Origin of the sequence: Chryseobacterium sp. Chry.R1, assembly GCF_039645525.1 — a bacterium.
GTDB classification, from domain to species: domain Bacteria; phylum Bacteroidota; class Bacteroidia; order Flavobacteriales; family Weeksellaceae; genus Chryseobacterium; species Chryseobacterium proteolyticum.
Map to the genome: position 1 here is coordinate 1,713,330 of NZ_CP151793.1, position 18,516 is coordinate 1,731,845.

Annotated in this window: 21 protein-coding genes and 1 riboswitch; of the genes, 2 read left to right on the plus strand and 19 right to left on the minus strand. The window is 36.1% G+C overall.

The features are described 5' to 3' along the window. Window positions 1-88: 88 nt before the first annotated feature. The 4 genes from AAEU33_RS07950 to AAEU33_RS07965 all read right to left on the minus strand — a co-directional run bounded on the left by AAEU33_RS07950 (window position 89) and on the right by AAEU33_RS07965 (window position 2,689). Complete coding sequence (locus AAEU33_RS07950; RefSeq protein ID WP_345991885.1) at window positions 89-712, minus strand: class I SAM-dependent methyltransferase; 624 nt, start codon at window positions 710-712, stop codon at window positions 89-91. 72 nt (window positions 713-784) lie between these two features. Then, window positions 785-1,378, minus strand: a complete 594-nt coding sequence (locus tag AAEU33_RS07955) for a hypothetical protein (RefSeq protein WP_345991887.1) — start codon at window positions 1,376-1,378, stop codon at window positions 785-787. Beyond that, the gene (locus AAEU33_RS07960) at window positions 1,365-1,838 is read right to left on the minus strand and encodes an RNA polymerase sigma factor (protein ID WP_172280594.1); all 474 of its coding nucleotides are present in this window, start codon (window positions 1,836-1,838) and stop codon (window positions 1,365-1,367) included. Before AAEU33_RS07960 ends, AAEU33_RS07955 begins: the two co-directional genes overlap by 14 nt. Then, complete coding sequence (locus AAEU33_RS07965; RefSeq protein WP_345991890.1) at window positions 1,838-2,689, minus strand: alpha/beta hydrolase; 852 nt, start codon at window positions 2,687-2,689, stop codon at window positions 1,838-1,840. Before AAEU33_RS07965 ends, AAEU33_RS07960 begins: the two co-directional genes overlap by 1 nt. A gap of 394 nt (window positions 2,690-3,083) precedes the next feature. Between AAEU33_RS07965 and AAEU33_RS07970 the strand changes: the two genes are divergently transcribed. Beyond that, window positions 3,084-3,296, plus strand: a complete 213-nt coding sequence (locus tag AAEU33_RS07970; protein WP_089027820.1) for a hypothetical protein — start codon at window positions 3,084-3,086, stop codon at window positions 3,294-3,296. Window positions 3,297-3,352: 56 nt separating this feature from the next. Here AAEU33_RS07970 and AAEU33_RS07975 read toward each other — a convergent pair whose 3' ends face one another. The 5 genes from AAEU33_RS07975 to AAEU33_RS07995 all read right to left on the minus strand — a co-directional run bounded on the left by AAEU33_RS07975 (window position 3,353) and on the right by AAEU33_RS07995 (window position 8,978). Then, the gene (locus AAEU33_RS07975; protein WP_172280590.1) at window positions 3,353-4,645 is read right to left on the minus strand and encodes an MFS transporter; all 1,293 of its coding nucleotides are present in this window, start codon (window positions 4,643-4,645) and stop codon (window positions 3,353-3,355) included. A gap of 20 nt (window positions 4,646-4,665) precedes the next feature. After that, window positions 4,666-6,078, minus strand: coding sequence for a porin (locus AAEU33_RS07980; protein ID WP_345991893.1), 1,413 nt, complete (start codon window positions 6,076-6,078; stop codon window positions 4,666-4,668). Window positions 6,079-6,180: 102 nt separating this feature from the next. Further along, complete coding sequence (locus AAEU33_RS07985; RefSeq protein ID WP_345991895.1) at window positions 6,181-7,449, minus strand: HAMP domain-containing sensor histidine kinase; 1,269 nt, start codon at window positions 7,447-7,449, stop codon at window positions 6,181-6,183. Next, window positions 7,446-8,123, minus strand: coding sequence for a response regulator transcription factor (locus AAEU33_RS07990; protein WP_172280585.1), 678 nt, complete (start codon window positions 8,121-8,123; stop codon window positions 7,446-7,448). Before AAEU33_RS07990 ends, AAEU33_RS07985 begins: the two co-directional genes overlap by 4 nt. 102 nt (window positions 8,124-8,225) lie before the next feature. Further along, window positions 8,226-8,978 (minus strand): DUF3575 domain-containing protein, encoded by a 753-nt coding sequence (locus AAEU33_RS07995; protein ID WP_345991897.1) that lies wholly within the window; start codon window positions 8,976-8,978, stop codon window positions 8,226-8,228. Window positions 8,979-9,172: 194 nt separating this feature from the next. Between AAEU33_RS07995 and AAEU33_RS08000 the strand changes: the two genes are divergently transcribed. Next, the gene (locus AAEU33_RS08000) at window positions 9,173-11,260 is read left to right on the plus strand and encodes an outer membrane beta-barrel protein (protein ID WP_345991899.1); all 2,088 of its coding nucleotides are present in this window, start codon (window positions 9,173-9,175) and stop codon (window positions 11,258-11,260) included. Between the two features lie 74 nt (window positions 11,261-11,334). On the opposite strand, the gene ribB is transcribed toward AAEU33_RS08000, so the two are convergent. The 10 genes from ribB to AAEU33_RS08050 form a co-directional block, all read right to left on the minus strand. After that, entirely contained in the window at window positions 11,335-11,982 is a 648-nt protein-coding gene (gene ribB / locus AAEU33_RS08005; RefSeq protein WP_172280579.1) for a 3,4-dihydroxy-2-butanone-4-phosphate synthase, read from the minus strand. Between the two features lie 90 nt (window positions 11,983-12,072). Beyond that, a riboswitch (FMN riboswitch) is annotated at window positions 12,073-12,198 on the minus strand. Window positions 12,199-12,337: 139 nt separating this feature from the next. Continuing rightward, window positions 12,338-12,802: a DUF1772 domain-containing protein gene (locus tag AAEU33_RS08010; protein WP_345991901.1), complete on the minus strand. Its 465-nt coding sequence runs from the start codon at window positions 12,800-12,802 to the stop codon at window positions 12,338-12,340. A gap of 275 nt (window positions 12,803-13,077) precedes the next feature. After that, entirely contained in the window at window positions 13,078-13,857 is a 780-nt protein-coding gene (locus AAEU33_RS08015; RefSeq protein ID WP_345991903.1) for an alpha/beta hydrolase, read from the minus strand. A 26-nt stretch (window positions 13,858-13,883) separates the two neighbouring features. Beyond that, the gene (locus tag AAEU33_RS08020) at window positions 13,884-14,618 is read right to left on the minus strand and encodes a hypothetical protein (RefSeq protein ID WP_345991905.1); all 735 of its coding nucleotides are present in this window, start codon (window positions 14,616-14,618) and stop codon (window positions 13,884-13,886) included. 59 nt (window positions 14,619-14,677) lie between these two features. Beyond that, on the minus strand, window positions 14,678-15,202 hold the full coding sequence (locus AAEU33_RS08025; RefSeq protein ID WP_345991907.1) for a DinB family protein: 525 nt from the start codon (window positions 15,200-15,202) through the stop codon (window positions 14,678-14,680). 28 nt (window positions 15,203-15,230) lie between these two features. Continuing rightward, window positions 15,231-15,734, minus strand: coding sequence for a DinB family protein (locus tag AAEU33_RS08030; RefSeq protein ID WP_273649515.1), 504 nt, complete (start codon window positions 15,732-15,734; stop codon window positions 15,231-15,233). 138 nt (window positions 15,735-15,872) lie between these two features. After that, window positions 15,873-16,718 (minus strand): sialate O-acetylesterase, encoded by an 846-nt coding sequence (locus AAEU33_RS08035; RefSeq protein ID WP_345991910.1) that lies wholly within the window; start codon window positions 16,716-16,718, stop codon window positions 15,873-15,875. A gap of 21 nt (window positions 16,719-16,739) precedes the next feature. Then, a complete protein-coding gene (locus tag AAEU33_RS08040) occupies window positions 16,740-17,351 on the minus strand; it encodes a TetR/AcrR family transcriptional regulator (protein WP_345991912.1) in 612 nt (203 codons plus the stop codon). Between the two features lie 126 nt (window positions 17,352-17,477). Then, window positions 17,478-17,837, minus strand: coding sequence for a DUF2200 domain-containing protein (locus AAEU33_RS08045; RefSeq protein ID WP_345991913.1), 360 nt, complete (start codon window positions 17,835-17,837; stop codon window positions 17,478-17,480). 29 nt (window positions 17,838-17,866) lie between these two features. Next, complete coding sequence (locus AAEU33_RS08050; RefSeq protein ID WP_345991915.1) at window positions 17,867-18,445, minus strand: AhpC/TSA family protein; 579 nt, start codon at window positions 18,443-18,445, stop codon at window positions 17,867-17,869. Window positions 18,446-18,516 lie beyond the last annotated feature (71 nt).

Here is an 18,516-nt window from a genome sequence, read left to right on the forward strand (position 1 = left end):
GCATATAAGAAAGACAGTGAGGAAATTTTTCATTTTAATAGGCTTACTTCAAATTAGCAAAAAAGACGATCGGGGTCTATTAAGTATTTCAATAGGGGATCTTTTTTTTAAAACTACAGAATGTGAAATTTTGAATCGTGTCAAAAGGAGTTGTATGATCTGATGAAATACACTGTATCTTTTCGAAATGATTGGCAAACTGCTTTTCCATGGACTCCTCATCGTATTGCTTAATCTCCAGACCACTGCATTTTGTAGGTCCGTTTTTTGAAAAAGTTCCTAACACCATAAATCCTTTTATGCTTTTCCCTGCAATATTCAGATAGCTGGAGATTTGTTCTTCTTCGGTTAAAAAATGAAATGTGGCCCTGTCGTGCCAAAGATCATATTGGAATTCAGGTTCGAATTTAGTAATGTCCGTAACAATAAATTTCACTTTTTCGGATTTCTTTCCTAAACGCTTTTTTGTCTTTTCCAATGCATTCGCAGAAATGTCCAGCACCGTGATATCCTGATATCCTTTGTCAATCAAAATATCTACAAGATGACTTTCACCTCCGCCAATATCTATTATTTTAGCGTCTTTTTTTAAGTCAAATGATGCAATGAAATCCAGTGATATTTCAGGTTTTTCCTGCGTCCAGCTTACCTGATCAGGGCTTTTTGTCTCGTATACTATATCCCAGTGATTTTTATTCTTTGACAAATCCATAAGGAGTGTTGTTTTTAGCAGGGCTAAATTACAAAAGACCTGATGAAAGAAAATATTTTAATTGATTTATTTTTATTCAACCAGCTGTTTGTTGATTTCTTCGAATTTTTTAATAAGCTCATGGAGTTTTGACTGTTCTTTCCTTATGGTTTTAGGTCTTATGTAAAACCAGTTAAAGGCAATCCAAATAAAAGTTAATGAATACGCAAAAACAGCCATAAATGTTGTCATCCTTGAAGTGTATTCATACATGTAGAGACTGATTCCTGCCAATAACATAGTGAAGTAAAGATTGGTCATGAACGTTTGTACAAAACCCTGTTTGCTTTTCAAAACATACAGGCTATGCAAATATTCACTGTTGGATTGGTCGGTGTTGGTTTTATAAAAGAATGTTAACAGTCTGTTGTAAGCAAACAGGAAAATTACCATTGCCAGAATAATCAGTACGATTCCGATTTTTGTGCTGAGTAGCTGAGGTTGATAATGATACCATATCAGACTTATAAATACACTGGTTAAAAGTAACATTACATTGGTCAATATAAGTTTTTTCAGATTTTTGCTTTTATAGGACTCCAGTTTAGCAAGCAGATCTTTAAGATCGGGTTTGTTTACTTTTTGTTGTTGCCAGATATTTTTAAAATCTATATTAGTAGGTTCCATGTTCCCTGAATTTTTGAGTTAATTTTTCTTTTATTCTGTGGATTTTTACCCTGACATTGGATTCTGATAATCCCACGATACTGGCTATTTCGGCCTGTTTTAATTCTTCCAGTTCTAAAGAAATAATAATACGGTCTGTTTCCGGCAATTCGGAGATGAATTTATAAAGAAGTTGTATCTCAGATTCCATGGATTCCTGTTTCTTTTCCTCTAAATTACCCGGTAAATCAGCTTTTGTGAATCTTTTCTCCCTTTCAATCTGTCGCAGGCAATTATTGGAGGCGATCCTGAAAATCCAGGTTCCCACAGAAGATTCATTTCTGAATTTAGGAAGTTGCTGCCATACAATGATAAATGTTTCTTGTGCAATGTCCTGTGCCCATTCGGAATTGTTTACATATCCCATACACAGGCGGAATATTTTTTGCCAGTATACTTCGTAGATTTCCTCAAATACCATTATTTTGCAGATAAGAAGTTATTCAACTGGTTGAAATACCATTCCTTATCATCATACATGATGAAGTGTAAACCTTTAGTAGCATATTGTAAATTTGCATTTTTCATATTTTTATATTGATCTTCCATGGCTGGTTTAAAATTAGTAAAATAAGACTCTAATAATATAAGTGAAGGGCATTGTACATTTTTTATTTTTTCCCGGAGGTCAGTATTCGAGAAATCACAATACATTTCTGCAAAAGTCTTACGGTCTGATTGCTGACTCCATCCGATCACAGTTTCCTGCATGGAAGTATCCGCCAAAAGCTGGGGGATAGATTTCAGCTGCATCTGACGAAATTGATCATCTGTCATGGCTGTCATTTTATTGATGGTAGCAGAGCAATCATTGTTTTCCTTAGATGTAAAAGAAGGATTCATTAATGCCGATAAGCAGGGCAAAGCATCTACAACGATAATCTTACCCACTAATTGTGGATGATCTGCAGCCAGAGCGAGGGCAAGGCCTCCACCCATACTGTGCCCTATGATAACAGGCTTTTCAATTCTCTGGTCACTGATGAATTCTGCAATTTTGTTTTCCCAGTTTTTAAAGCTGGCGCCGGGCTGAGGCTTTGCACCTGCGAATCCTGCCATTGTTAAAGTATAGCATGTAAAATTCTTATCAAACTTTAGGGTCGTTTCATTCCATACATCTCCGGAAGAGGCAAAACCGGGGATCAAAATCAGGGCTTGTTTCCCACTTCCTGATTTTTTAACTTCAAAAGGATAGGATTTTGTTTGTCCGAACACATTAGCACATAGAGCTAAAAATAATAATATCACGGCAAGGAATGTCAATTTTTTCATTTCATTTAAGATTTAATGGTTAATTTACCTTTTAGATACAGGCCTGAAAAAAATGTTACAAAATTTTTAAAATAATTTTAAATCTTATGAATAATTCCCGCAATATCCCTTTAATAAAGGGTATTTTAAATTGAAAGAAATCAGATTAAACCCTTGAATTTCCGGTTAGTCCTCATTTTGTGGAGGTTATCGGTTGTTTTTTTAAAAATATTATGCATTACTTATTATAATAGGTACGGTTTTTGCAGACTATAGAAATTAATAAAAATTTTGTGAAGCCTGTTGTTTGTATTCGAAAATTCACTAAATTTAATAAATATTTATAATTGCCCCTTATAATGATAGGGGTGTTGGAGATAAAATCGTAGTTTTTTTAATTAAATCCAAAATACCAATGAATAATATACAAGATGAATTTCAAGTTCTGAAGGACGAGCTAAGAAAATTGAATATTGAAGTAAAGAAAGTAGTAAAAGTAGGAAACGGAAGCATGGACTTTCATGAGGTTTTCTACAAATCGCCAAGATATGAAGAGGTGAAAACAATTTATGTACAGCGTCATAATCTGGATGATCTTATTGTGAAATTCAGACAAGCTTATAGCTAAAATAAAGACGCGCCGCAGATTTCTGCGGCGCGTTTCATTCAGGGTCAGTATATTTTTTAATCCTTATTTAATGCTGATGTTTCTTTGGTATCTTTCATTCTGGCATAAACAATCAGTGAAAAGAAGATACATGCTGTAATATACCAATAGAAATAAGGTTCCATATCGGCCTGCTTAAGCCAAAGGGCAATATATTCCGCCGTACCTCCAAAAATGGCGACTGTTAAAGCATAAGGTAAGCCGACACCAAGTGCTCTTACTTCCGATGGGAAAAGTTCTGCCTTAACAACTGCATTAATGGAAGTATATCCACTTACAATAATCAATGCTGCCATAATTAAAAAGAAGGCTCCCCACATTGAGGTCGTCGTGCTTAATGCTGTAAGCAAAGGTACTGTGCAAAGAGTTCCTAAAACTCCAAATCCCAGAAGCAAAGGTCTTCTTCCTATTCTGTCTGATAATCCACCAAAAACAGGTTGAAGACAGGCAAAAATAAATAATGATACGAAAGAGATAAGGGTAGACTGTTCTTTTGTCAGATGAACCGTATTTACTAAAAATTTCTGCATATAAGTGGTATAGGTGTAAAAAGCCAACGTTCCGCCTAATGTTAAACCTACTACGGTGAGAAGGGCTTTAGGATGTTTAAGCAATTCTTTTATAGTTCCTTTTTTCTTCTCGCTCATTTCCTTTTTGTTTTCAAAAGCTTCCGTTTCATGAAGGTTAGCCCTCAGATATAATGCAATAACGGAAAGGGCTGCACCGATGATAAAAGGAATCCTCCAGCCCCAGTCTTCAAGTTGTGCCTCTGTAAGAAGTACCTTTTGTAAAACCAACTGGATCCCCAATGCAATTAACTGCCCTCCGATCAGGGTTACATATTGAAAGCTTGAATAAAACCCTCTTCTGTCTTCTGTCGCCATTTCACTGAGATAGGTGGCTGAAACACCATATTCTCCACCTACACTCAATCCCTGCAGTAGCCTTGCAATTAAAAGAAGGATCGGAGCCAGAATTCCTATAGTTTCATAAGTAGGCGTAAGGGCAATAAGTAAAGATCCGAATGACATTAGTAAAACTGAAAGGGTCATCGCTCTTTTTCTCCCTATTTTATCTGCAATACTTCCGAATAACCATCCGCCGATAGGTCTCATCAGGAAACCAACTGCAAATATTCCGGCAGTATTCATCAGTTGTGCATTAAGATCCGAATCAGGAAAAAATGAATTGGAAAAATAGATGGCAAAGGCAGCATAAGCATACCAATCGTACCATTCCACTAGATTTCCGATAGAACCACCCACAATGGCTTTAATCCTTTGGGCTGTTGTAATTTGAGTAGTATTCATAGGGGTAATATATTAAATTTTTAAAGTATAATCTGAAGTGATAGTAAAAATTCTCCTTTTCTGTCAAAAATTGTTTTGGAAACGAGATCATAGAGTGGTCTGCTGCTGTATTGTACAACAATTCTGGCATTTTGGCCGTACAAGTAAAAATTTGCTCCCACGTCATAATAGCTGCCATTCTGATTTAATGCTTTCATGTCCTTTAAAGCATAATTGAAGAAAGGCTGAACCTTCAGTATTTTACTGAATTTAGGAAGAACAAATCCTACCTGTGAAAACCAGATATTTCCCGTACCCATCAAAATCCTGTTGTTTCCGGCACCTTCCAGTGCTTTTTGCCCTGTGAATTGTGGATCAGGAGTTCCTGGATTCAGGAGTCCGCTTACTCTTAAATAGTTGGGTCCGTAATTATAATTATAGAATACAGAATACAAGGTCAGTCCCATTTCCTTACTTTTATTTCCTAAGGGCAGCTCCGAGTAGATATCTGCTCCGAAGACATTGGCAGCATGAGACTCGAAAACATTTTCTGAGGGTTGAGATTGTGTTGCATCTTTAGTACTGTAAAAACCCGTTCCGATATTCAAAACTTTTCTGGCAGCCAGATTATTACCCGGTAGAAAAGAAGTTACCGTTGTTTCTTTATTGAAAAACTGATAGAATGCATAACCTGAGTAAGATAGCTTTCCGCTTTGGTTATTATCTACAGCTGGTCCTCCTACAACGGGCTTCAGATTAGTAGCAAAAGGCTTGTTGACACTAAATCTGTAATTTAACCGATCAAATTCTCCATGTACAAAAATACCGAACTGTCTTGAAAACTGATCTGCAATTTCGATGGCCGGAAAATTGAAAACAGGGATGTCACCGGCAAGCATTTTTGTAGTACTTGCATTAGTCAATCTGCTTACGCCATTCCAGGAGTGAAGCCCGGCACCCAGATACAAATTGTTTTTATTGGGTTTTCCGGTCTGAAAATCATTTCGTGGTATAATAGCCAGCTCATTATAAGCATCATGAAAGAAAAAAGGGGCTTTCTTTCCGGCTCCATTATTTCCTGTTCCCGATCCTCCTCCGGAAATAAAAGACTGGTTATTAATTCCCATTTGTAGAAAAACTGAATAAAATGGTGTAATCTGACTCTGAATAGTTAGCCTCATTCTTCGGATTCCTGCATCATATGTTTGCTGCTGGGGAACGCCATTCACGAGAGTTCCCGGATTATTATCAATACTTCGCAGCCAGATCTGACTGGAAATACCGAATTTCAGCCATTTGTCTCCTTTGGGATTCAGGTTGATTTTAAGCTCTCCGATATCTAAAGGATTTTTTTCTGATATAACTTCTTCAGGATTTGTACTGACCTTTGCAGTATCCTGGCTGTATAGTAATTGTAAGGCAGCCAGGCCGAAAATGATGAAAAGTTTTTTCATTGATGCTATTATTTGCACCTAAACAATACATAAATTCTGAAGTTTTTCTGAAGTTTTGATCAGAATTGAATATTTGTTGTTATGTTTTTGAATTTCAATCTTTTATTTTATGAAATTGATCTTGAAAGTGTGAAAATTGTTTTCAAAATGATAAGTAATTTCAGTATCATAAATCTCCAAAATCTTCTTCACGAGTGCCAAACCGATCCCAATTGAGTTTTGATCAGGGTTTCCGCGCTTGAATCTTTTGAACAATTCTTCTGCAGGAATAGTTGGAGGATTTCCTGTATTGGAAATCTCAAAGTAATCTTCGGTAAGAGTTACTGTGATCTTTCCATTTTCGATATTATGCCTTTTTGCGTTATTGATGAGGTTATTGATCACAATAATAGCCAAATTCTCATCGAAATTAAGGTAAACCTCTTCCCGGATATTTCTGGTTAATGATAGGTTCTGAATTTCAAAGATATCCTCGAAATACTGAAGTCGTTCACTAAGCAGCTCTGAAAAGTTGATATGATTCGATTCGCTTTTTTCAAAATGCTCCAGCTTAGCTAATAGAATAAGGGATTGATTAATAGAAGAGAGCCTGTCCAGTTCATCGTTCATTGATGAAAGAGTAAGCAGTTGTTTTTCTGAGAGATCGCTATCCATCAGTAACTCGATCTTTCCTTTAATGGAAGCCAGTGGAGTTTGGAGCTCGTGGGAAGTGTTTTCCGAAAGTTCTTCTAATAAATGATAGTCCTTTTTTGAACTCTCGGACATTTTTAGCAAAAACCTGTTTAAGGATTTAAATTCCTCGGTCTCTGTTTTCATAAGGCTCATAGGCCTGTTATTCTTAAGACTGAATTTTTTGATCTCTTCTATGGCATGATAGAACGGTTCAAGAATCTTCTTTGAAACCAGGACCCCAACAATGATCGTAAGAATAATAAGAAACACCATGATCCAGGCAACCACCATAATAATGCTTATCAGAAAATGGTTTTCAATGATGGTGATGTATCTTACGCTGGTTATGGCATATCTTTTTTTATGAATGACAGGGTAGGTTATAACGGTAATTTTATTGATGTAAGACTGTACACTTTTATTCCAGATGTACTTTTCTTCAATAATTTTTTCTTTGGTATTCTTGTAATCGGAAGGTAGGATCTTAACCTGGGTTTGTCTGTGGTGTATGGTAAGATAATCGTATGTGGAATCTTGTGCCAACTTATTAGCCACATAAGCATTAAGATCTTCAAGTTTGAGGATCGCTGAACGCATCGTTGCCCTTTCAAAGGCAAAATACAAAATCGTAAAGCCTGTGGTAAGGACAAAGAAAACCAGGATAGTAAATGCTCTGGCAAAACGAAAGCTTAAATTCATTTATCAATCCATTTATAACCCAACCCATAAACAGTCTGCAGATAATCTTTGCCTCCTCCGTCAATAATCTTTTTTCGCAGATTTTTCAAATGCTGGTATACAAAATCTATATTATCCACACTATAAGTATAATCTCCCCACAGGTGACTTGCTATAGCCTGTTTGGAAAGCATTCTGTTTTGATTATTAATAAAATAGATCAGCAGGTTGAGTTCTTTTTTGGTGAGATTCAGCAGTCGCTCATTCACTTTACATTCTTTTGATTCCAGATCAATAGTAAATTCATTGAAACTTAAGATGCGGTTGGTTTCCGGTGTTTTTCTCCTGAGCACGGCTTTTATTCTGGAATGCAGTTCCGGTAATGAGAAAGGTTTGGTCATATAATCATCGGCTCCTTCATCCAAACCTGTCAGTTTGGTATCCAGGGAGTCTTTGGCGGATACAATGATGATGCTGGATTCCGGAGCATCATTTTTAATATGTTTCAGGATTTCCAATCCATTTCCATCCGGAAGCATCAGATCAAGTAGGATGCAATCATATTCGAAAAGCTCAATTTTTTCTAAGGCTTCTTTTGCATTAGTCGCCACTTCACAAACATAGTCTTCTTTTTTAAGATAATCTGTGATGTTGGAAGCAAGATCTTTATGGTCTTCGATGATAAGGATTTTCATAAAATTATAATCCGAAATACATTATTAGGGCTTAAAGATATAAAAAAAGTGTTCTAATTTCCAGAACACTACCTGATCAATCATTTTTTATGTATCCAGGTTTTAAAAACGATATCCTAATGATAATCCGCTTCTGAAGCCTGCCCAGGGACCATCTACTTTTATCCGGGCTCCATTGGGATTGGTTTCTACGGTATATTTTACAAACGGGATGTCCAGATTTTCGATCTCTTTTTTTAGCTGTTGTTGCATTTCAGGGGTCAGCAGATAATCACTTGTAAGCGTAAAGTCACCTTTTCCACTACCATAATGTGCACCGGCAATCCAGAGATCTAAAACAAGATTTTGGCTTTTGGTAAGAAAGAATTGTACCCCGACCATTAATCCACCACTATTACCATTGGTATCTCCTGATCCTTTCAATGGAATCTGATAAGTAACTCCATTGGTGGGTTTAAAATCATAATAGAAATCAAAAGTATTAGAACTTACTTTTGAATATCTGTAATACGGGGCTACGTAAAAGCCTTTTCCGTATCCTGCTCCTAAATAGAAACGAGGCTCTACAGTAAAATTAGTTGCTTTAATCCTTAAATTCTGAAACCGCTCTTCATCTTTATCTTTTAAAAATGCATTAATGAACGGAACCTTTCCTTCAGGCATTGTTCCAAATCCTACATTCACAGAGAACCACTGATTGAAGGCTCTTTCATATGACAAATTAATGTTCCTGAATGCATATGCTGTAACATTGGTTTTAATGATATTCATTTTTTCTGCAGAATCAGGAGTGATTTCCTGTGAACAGACTTTCGAAAAAAGAAAAGGGAGGATAAGCAGGAGATATTTTTTCATGATTCTAAATTTAATAATGGAGTTTATAATAATAGCAGCAAAAAATGGGCAATAGTGTATAGAAATGAATAATTAAATGAAAAATAAACTATTTATATAAAGTTAGTTAGGAATTTATTGATGACTTGAATCCGTATACCATGTAATACATATAAGATTCTGCTTGTCCTATTTTATATTATTCAATTTCTGACATGAAAAAAACAGTATGTGCCGCCCTTTTTCTTTGTGGAGTTTTTGTGTTTTCGCAGGAAAACATCAAAAGCGATACTATTGATCAAACAAAGACGGCAGAAATCCAGGAGGTGATTATAAAGTCCCAACGTAAAAAACAGTTTGCAGACAAAGCAGTATATACTTTTGATAAAGCAGCGTTAGAAAAGGCCCGTTACGCAAAGGACCTATTAAAGACATTACCGGAATTACAGTTGGATCCTGTTTCGAATACTTTGAAAAGTACGAAAGGAGGAACTTCTTTATTTCTTATTAATGGAATTGAAGCTACGGATATGCAGATCCGGAGTATAGCCCCAAGTGAAGTAGTAAAAGTTGAATACTATGATATTCCACCCGCAAGGTGGGCAACAAGAGCGGATACGGTTATTAATGTGATTACCCGGTCTACAGAGACAGGATATGTTTTTGGAACCGATGTAATGACAGCATTGAATACAGGATTCGTAAATGGATCAGCATATGCCAATTTTACAAAAGGTAAAAATAATTTCGGTTTGGAATATTCCATGAATTTAAGAGATTATGACAACCGGAGAGTACGCAGTATCTATGACTATCAGCTTGATAATTCACATTATCTTTCCGATGAAAAGAAGAAAGATCATTTTGGATATACCTCTCAAAATATTGCTTTAAGGTATACCCGTATGGTACCTGATAATTATTCATTTCAGGCAAAACTGAATATGGATATCCTTCATACTTTCGTGAATGGTAAGGGAGAAAGTACTTTCACAAAAGATGATGTTACGGAAGGGCATACCATGATGAAAAGGGGAGGGACGGATTACGTAACACCGACACTTGATCTTTACTTTTCAAAAAAACTGAGTAAAAAAGATGAATTAAGTTTGAATGTCGTGGGTTCCCATTTTACCACAGATACTTCAGAATTTACAAAGGAATGGATCACCTCTTCAGGGAGTTCAGTTTTTGATAATGATATGAATCTTACAGCTAAACAGACGGGTTTTGTTGGAGAGATTGCCCATACTCATGATTTTGAAGGTGGAAAACTTTCTTCAGGGTATCGTATCTCGAACACCTCTATCTCCAATGATCTCCAAAACCTTGCAGGATTTTCACAGTACAAAGTGAATTATTTAGAGCAATACTTCTACACAGAATTTTCCGGTAAAATTGAAAAGTTTACATACCGTGTTGGTGCAGGCCTTACCAACATTCATAATAAAAGTGCTGAAACTACTTTTGATGAATGGTCTATTACTCCAAAAGTTATTTTAGGATATCAGCTGAAAGGAAATCAGAGTCTTCGTTTTACAAGCAGCTATAAACCAAAGAGTCCATGGAGTGCTGCATTGAGTAGTAATGTGGTTCAGATGGCACCGAACATTGTGCAAAAAGGAAATCCATTTCTTAAGTCACAGCTGACATGGGGAAATAACCTGATCTATTCACTGAACAATAAGTATTTTGATTTTAATGCTAATTTATTTTATTCAGATACCCGACGTACGATCAACCAGTTTTATGTGATGGATGATACTTTTGGAGGGTATGCCCTTACCTACGAAAATGCAAAAAGCTCGAAACAGTATGGACTACAGCTTACGGGGTCCTATAAGCCTTTTGGGAATAATCTTCTTGTGATCAAAGCTATGGTTGCTCCTTCATCTGAAACCGTAAGAACGAGCAAGGGCGCATTGATCAAAAATAATTATATCGCCAATAATCTGGAATTATCTTCGGAGTACAAATCATTCTCACTACAATATCAGGTCAATATTCCTGTGTATTTACTTAGTGGTGCATTTCTCAATACCAATGAGAATGCGAATCATGTTTTCGTCAATTATAAACACAAAGACTGGACATTCTCTACAGGATTGTACTGGATAGGAATGCCTTCGGAATACAAGACAAAAAGCCTTCCTGAAAGCGTGGTCAACTATTCACGAAACAGCCAGATTATGAATAATAAGTCGATGTTTGTTCTGGGCTTCAGCTATGATTTCTCAAAAGGAAAGAAAACGGATATGCAGAAAAAACTTAATAATTCTACAGCTCCTGCGGCTACTTTTTAATCATGCATATTTTTATCATAAGAACAGCTCCGGAGAATCCGGAGCTGTTTTCTGTACGTTAAATATTTTCTGTTTTAATTTTGCGCGATCATTCTGCGATAAGCATGAATGTCTTCAATAGTGACTACACTCATTCCTTTTTTTTCAGCGAAATCTACAATTTCGGGTAGTCTTGCCATAGAGCCGTCTTCATTGGTGAGTTCACAAAGAACCGCATCATCCCCAAGATTTGCCATCTTTACCAGATCAACACTTCCTTCCGTATGACCCCTTCTTTCAAAGACGCCTCCTTTTTTGGCAACAAGAGGAAAGACGTGTCCCGGGCTTGCAATATGGTCCGCCAAAGCATTTTCTGCTATGGCAGTTCTGATCGTGGTTACCCGATCCTTTGCAGAAACACCGGATTCCACTCCTTCTTTTGCTTCAATGGAAATGGTAAATGCGGTTTGATTTTTACTGTTGTTGGTCTCTACCATCGGGCGCAGATTAAGATGCTTGCTTTTTTCTTCCGAAATGCATAAACAAACAATGCCGCTGCATTCGCGGATCAAAAGTGCCATATCCTGTTCTGTAATGGTAGAGGCAGGGAAGATGATATCGCCTTCGTTTTCGCGATTCTCGTCATCCACAAGAAGGATGCCTTTGCCCTGTTGTAATTTTAAAAGTGCATTTTCTACACGTTCTCTGGAGGAAACTCCGAATTTTTCTAATAATTTTTCCATGTTATTTTACTTTAAAAGTTAAAATACACTTCGGTACATGGAAATGAAATACGCACCAATAAGTCCATAAGGCAAGCTTATTGATCGTTTCATTTTCTTCTCCCATCCAGACTTTAACTGTCGGTTTTGGAATTTCACCAAATCAGTCCTTTAATGAAAAAGGAGTCGCGGACTATAACCGCCGGTAGGGAATTTCACCCTGCCCCGAAGAAAACTTATGCTAAGTTTTACTGTATGTCTTGTTTACTTGTTTTTTTAATTCATTAGTTAGTATTTAACGCACAGGCTGCTAATTTCGGGAAGTTTTTTGAAATGGGAAATGATTTTTGAAATTAATTAAGAGTATCAGGATGTTTTACCGGTATATTTTATATAGAGAAATGCACGCAATTACAACTCCGGAAAGAAGTATCAATGAACGGATCCAATTCATGTGGCTCCATTCTTTCCACGTTTGCAAAGCAATTTTGGGATCGACGGGTTTTTGTCCGAAAAGAATATCATTTCTAGGAAAGAAATACAGTACTGTAAATACATCAGCAAGAACAAAAAGGATGAATGCCGAAATTATATACCCCCGAGTCTGAGGATATGGATTCCACAAAAAAATGATCACCGCTAATCCGATGAAGTGGTGGAGAGGTCCTGTTATTTTAAAGAAGTCTGCCGGTGTTTTCTGCTGAAAATAATTTTTTGCCGTTTCAAGGGAATCGGGAATGTTTCTACCCCAGTTCGGGGCATCGACAAGGGAATTGTAAAGGTTGACAAATAATATTCCGCTTCCGATCATGATGTAGAGATATAAAATAAAAAGCTTCATAATAAAGTATGGTATTATGAAACAAAATTATTTCATAGAGGACATTGAAAATTGTATAAATCGGTCTTTTTGAATGGAAAAGATATTTTTTTGGGACAGATCATCCTATAAGGGAATGCTACTACTTTTCGATTGTTAATTAAAGAATGCTTAAAAATGTATTTTCATAGGGTAGAACTTGTTTTCTGTAGCGCGTTCTGTGTTCTAAAATTACAATCCATTCAAGACTTTATTTGAATGGATTGTTAGTGATCTTTTAGTATTAATTTTGATGCTCAGTTTGTTTGTTCCAATATATTTTCCAAGAGTATATTAAATTCCTGAGGCTTTTCAAGCATAGGGTAGTGGCCTACCTCACTTATATTTACATAATCGAAATCCTGTAAGTATTGGCGGTTGGCATCAGCATTTGTAGGTGAAGCATCGGAGTTGATTGCTCTTACGGGCACTTTAATCTGCGATGCGGCTTTCCGGAAATCGGTTTTGTATAAGGGAATGAGCAGTTCTATTGCCATCTCTCCCGTATTCTGAAGAAATTCTTTTTGTACTCTTTCCTTTACTGTATCCGGAGTTTTTTCCACAAAAAGGAATTGGGGAAGAATATTTTCGACCGCATTTTTAAAATCATTCCTGTAATGAACAAATAAAACCTCTTCCACCTGTTCCATTGGGAAAGTTTCGTCCAGGTTTTTTATGGTATCCACCAAAATCACTGACTTTAAATTGGGAATTTTCAGGGCAGCTTCCAGAACATAGGCTCCCGACATGGAGTGGCCAACCAATATAATATCTTTTGAATCGATCTGGCTGGCAACGGCTTTAATATCTTCAGCATATTGCTCACTCGACCAGTTTTTTCTGGATTTGTCAGATTTTCCATGGCCTGCAAGGTCCATCTGAACAATACGGTATTTATTTTTAAAATATTCCTTCTGGTTTTCCCACCATTCCGCATTTCCCAGCCATCCGTGAACCAGGATTAAGGCTGTATCTCCGGTGCCTGTTTCTTTGTAATGAATTTTTTGTCCATCCGATGATGATGCATATTTTTCCATATTATGGGTTTGTGATTTTATAAATTTTATTTGAAGTCAACAACTTTCTGATGATTTCCATTAATAATAAAAGTACTTCCCTTAAGAAGTCCAGGATTGGTATTTCCTCTTTTTGTAGCGGTAAATTTAAATATTAACATTCTTAATTTTCCATGCGGCTGACGAAGCTTTTCTTTTTTAATGAGATAGCTTCCTGCCGGTTTAATGGTAATGGTATCAGAGGGTTCTTCTAGAAATGTAGTGATAGTAGGTTCCTGCTTATTTTCTACCTGAACACTTTTGGATATATATAATGTATTGACATCATACAGATCCGACCATTCCATGAAATAGTCTTTATTAAGCGATGCTGTCCTGTTGCAAATAATATTATCCGGATTGCTCAGTGCTAGGGCTGATCCACTTCCCAGATTGTATTTTTTTCCGTTGGGTAATTGAATTTCCAGATTATAACGGCTATTGTCAGGAGACACTTTTTCTATACGGTAATAATAGTTTTTGCTGTAATATAGTTGCTGCACAATTTTGTAATCTGCTTTTTTAGCATTCACCCATATATTAATGGAATCATTGACTATCTGTTTCCCTTTTTTGTCATAGAGATCTATAGAGACCATATTATCCGTTTGATCTGATAAGCTCTGATAAACTTCTATTCCGGCCCTGATGTCAGAAATATCCGCAATCTTTACCGCAGAGGTAGATTTTCTACATGAAACAAGCATGCAAGAGGCATACAGTAAAACTATTAATAATCTCATAATCCACCGAATTATAATTAGGCTTAATTAATGGGAATATTCCCAAATATTATCTAATACTACCGGTCCAATATAGGCAGATAGTTTCTCCATGGGCCAACGTCATACTTGTATTGTTTTGCCATTACCCTTGATATTTGTGCAATATGGCCAAGATCATGAGCAACCCATGTTGATAACAGCTGTCTTAAAGTTGTATCACCAAATGCCGGGTGAATTCCGGTTTTGTCAAGATCTTCATCAGTTATATTCTTAGATTGTAAAATGATGAGGTTTTTCTTTCTCAGATCACGGAACTCTGTCAGTAATTGGGATAGTGTTTTGCCTTTGCTCTCTTCAAACTGTGCAAATCTGTCAAACGGAGTAAAAGTTTTCTCCGGTCCGTCAGATAGGGTTATTTCTGCCCGGATCATCCAATCTGTTTTTTCTCCGTGGATCAAGTGGCCGATTATATCAAAAGGGCTCCATGTTTCTTCTCCTTCGTTGGTATAGATCCATTCATCACTTAATCCCTCCAGTAATGATGTTAAAACATCGGGGGTACGTTCAAGAATTTCTGTTGCTTTATTTAAATTGAATGACATAATAATTTTAAATTTGCTAAGGTTGAAATTATTGCTGATCTTTATAAATATTCCAGTAATTATAATCTGTCATGGGGGCGTCTGTGATCCCGATATTTCTTCCCATGGTTACAATCTGTCCTCTATGATAAGTTCCGTGGATAACAGCATGCTGGATATACTCATATTTAGAGAAATCACATTGAAACCATTGAGACTCTATTTTTACATTTTTTGCTAAATCCTCTTCGGATAGGCTTTCTACATAATCTACAAGTTTCTGAGAGTTATTTTTGATTGCACTGAAAACTTCATCTTTAGTATTGGTGTTGGAAATTTTAGCGAAATCAAAGTCATTATTTTCATTGATATGGCTCCACCAATATTCCTGAGTTTGCCAGATATGATGCAGGGTCTTCAGGATGGTAGGGAAACTGGAAATCGTTTCCTGATTAAGCTGTTCATCCGATTTGGTAGAAAGCCAGTCAATATATTTGTTCACCACCCAGTTGTTGTACTGAACACTTTTCGTGACTAATGTTTTTAAGCTCATAATTATTGTTTTATTGTTATGGTGTTTTTTTACTGTATAATTAAGCACTAAAAATAAGTAAAATACTGATTGGATTTTTTCAAATTGAAAAACCGGTTAAAAAACCGGTTCCATTTTTATGATAGCTAAAAAGTAATGTTACTTAAGCTGGGCAAATTGTACCTGAAATTCATCCGCACTCACCAATCCCATCGCAAAATCATATTGAAGCAATTCGTATTTTTCATTTTTTGTTAATGGACGATTGTGAATCTTGTTCATTATCTGCTCTTCATCAGACAATATTCCTATAATATTGTTTTTTTGCTGAAAGGCTTTAAAATATCTGATGCCCAATTTTCTTTGAGAAACAGCATCAAAGTGGATATTGTCCGGATTACCTGTTAAACCTTCTGCAGATACAAAATAGGCATGCTCGTTATCTTTCGCATACTGAACTAAAGCCTCATTAATCCTACTGTATTCACTAAAGTATTGTCCATATATACCTTCCGTTAAAAAGCTCCCTAATCCTCCAACGATCAATGGAATTTCCGGAGTATTAAGCTCTTCTCTCAAAGTATTTATGATGTAGCTTAATTTTTCGGTATATGACCTGTATTTTTGTCCATGACTGTCACTTTCCCCCTGATGCCAAAGAATGCCACTTAATGTGCTGATTTTTTGTGCCGTTTTAGCTTGAGAAATAGCATTTTGAAATAATGCTCCCTCCACTGACCAGTCATCCAGGCTTGTTCCGCCATCAGCACAAGGAATCAATCCGATATCATCTTCTTGATTATGGAATAACCGCCATGATGAAGCAAATGTTGTAGCCAGGCTGATTCCTGAAGTTGGTCTGTCAAAATTGATAGGTTCTGCCATCATTTGCCACCTCCCATTTCTTAGCATTTTAATTTTTTCATCAAGGATTGGAGGTACATCTTTTAGGAATCCACGTCCGGCCATATTAGACTGACCTATCATTAAAAATGAATGTGTCATTGTATTTATTATTTGATTTAATTATTTTTTTAAAGCTTTACACACTTTATGAAAGGTTGTCCATACCATTTCATCTGTGAGGGCAAAAGGTAATCCGCTGATGCTTTTTCCCTGTTGATGAAAACGTAGTAAATTATACAGAGGAGCAAATGCAATTGACCAATAAATTTCAAATGGGGTATCATCAATCTCTCCCCGATGTATCGTATTTGAAATAAAGTTCAAAAGGTTATTTTTAAATTCACTCATAAACATTCCCGGTTTCTCATTAAACATTTGAGCAAATTGCTGACTGTAATGAGAATTATTGATTTGCTCAAAGAAGGGTAGGAGCAAAGGGTTTTTAATAGCATAGTTGTATCTGTTTGCCCACTGTACGCGCAATCCTTCTTCCAGACTGGATTTAGGATCGAATCCTTCATTGATGAGGGTTTCCATTTTGTTTCCTTCCTCAATAACCAATTTTACAATGAGATCATCTTTATCTTTATAATATACATAAGGTGTTCCCACAGAAATGTTGCATGCTTTTGCGAGTTTATTAATTGTAAAGCCGTCCAATCCATCTTGTACAATAATTTCTATTGCTTTTTGTTTAATTGTATTTTCTTTAGTAAGATCCCTGTTTCTCATTTTATTTATTTTCAGCTTATTATAATTAAATGAATATTCATTTAATTATAATGCAAATGTAGATTATTTTATGGAGAGATTAAAATTTTATAGTAGCTTAAAGTGGAGTTAAGACTTTTAAGATAATTATTTTCTTAAAATTTTGTCCATTGCTTTTCCCTTGGCGAGCTCATCAATCAGCTCGTCGAGATAACGGATTTTCCGCATGAGGTCATCTTCAATGTCTTCCACACGGTATCCGCAAATAACTCCTTTTATCAAAGAAACATTGGGATTAATTTGTGGGGCTTGTTCGAAAAAATCCCTGAAATTAGTTTTATTCTTAATTATTTCCTGAAGATCTTTTTCAGTATAGCCCGTCAGCCAAAAAATAATTTCATGTACTTCTTCTTTTGTCCGCCCTTTCTTTTCTGCTTTGGTAATATAGTGAGGATAAACCCCGGCGAACGACATGTTGTAAACCCTTTCGTAATTTGTGTTTTCCATCTTTTTGTTTTAGTGGTTCATCAATGAGCTTATTTCTTATTGGCTTTTATGCTGTCAAGTTTTTGGGCAATAGCCGAAATATTTCCTCCTCCGCATGAAGAATGGAGGACTTTGCCATCTATGCCAATAAGTACTTTTGCCGGATTGCAAAATACATTATAATTTAATTTCTCAGATTTATTGTACGACTTTGTATTGTCAATTTGTTCAAAAAGAACATTCGAGTGGGCCAGGTAATCTTTAAACTCTTTTTCATTTTCCACAAACCCTTCTACAATACCAATAAAATGAGCTTCTTTATTGTATTTATTGTATAAAGCATTAAATTCTTCCGCCATATCATAGGATTCGCTCTTTTTCAGATAAGATTTATCGTAAATAAAAATAACAAGGTTTTTCCCCTGGTAATCCCGTGAATTAAAAGAAGTCCCACTGATCGTTTTAGCTGAAAAAGGTATGGGCTTTGCACCCACAAACAGATCAATCTGATTCTTCTTCATGGCCTTTGCCTCTTCCTGGAACTCTTTAAAAATCCTTTCTTTTTTTGCTTCCTTGCTTTCACAGGATAGCATTAATAAAATAACTGATACTGCTACAATATTTTTCATAGTACATTTTGTGATGGATGATGCTTTGATAAATATACGTGAAAATCAGGTGATCAAAGATGCCGGGATAT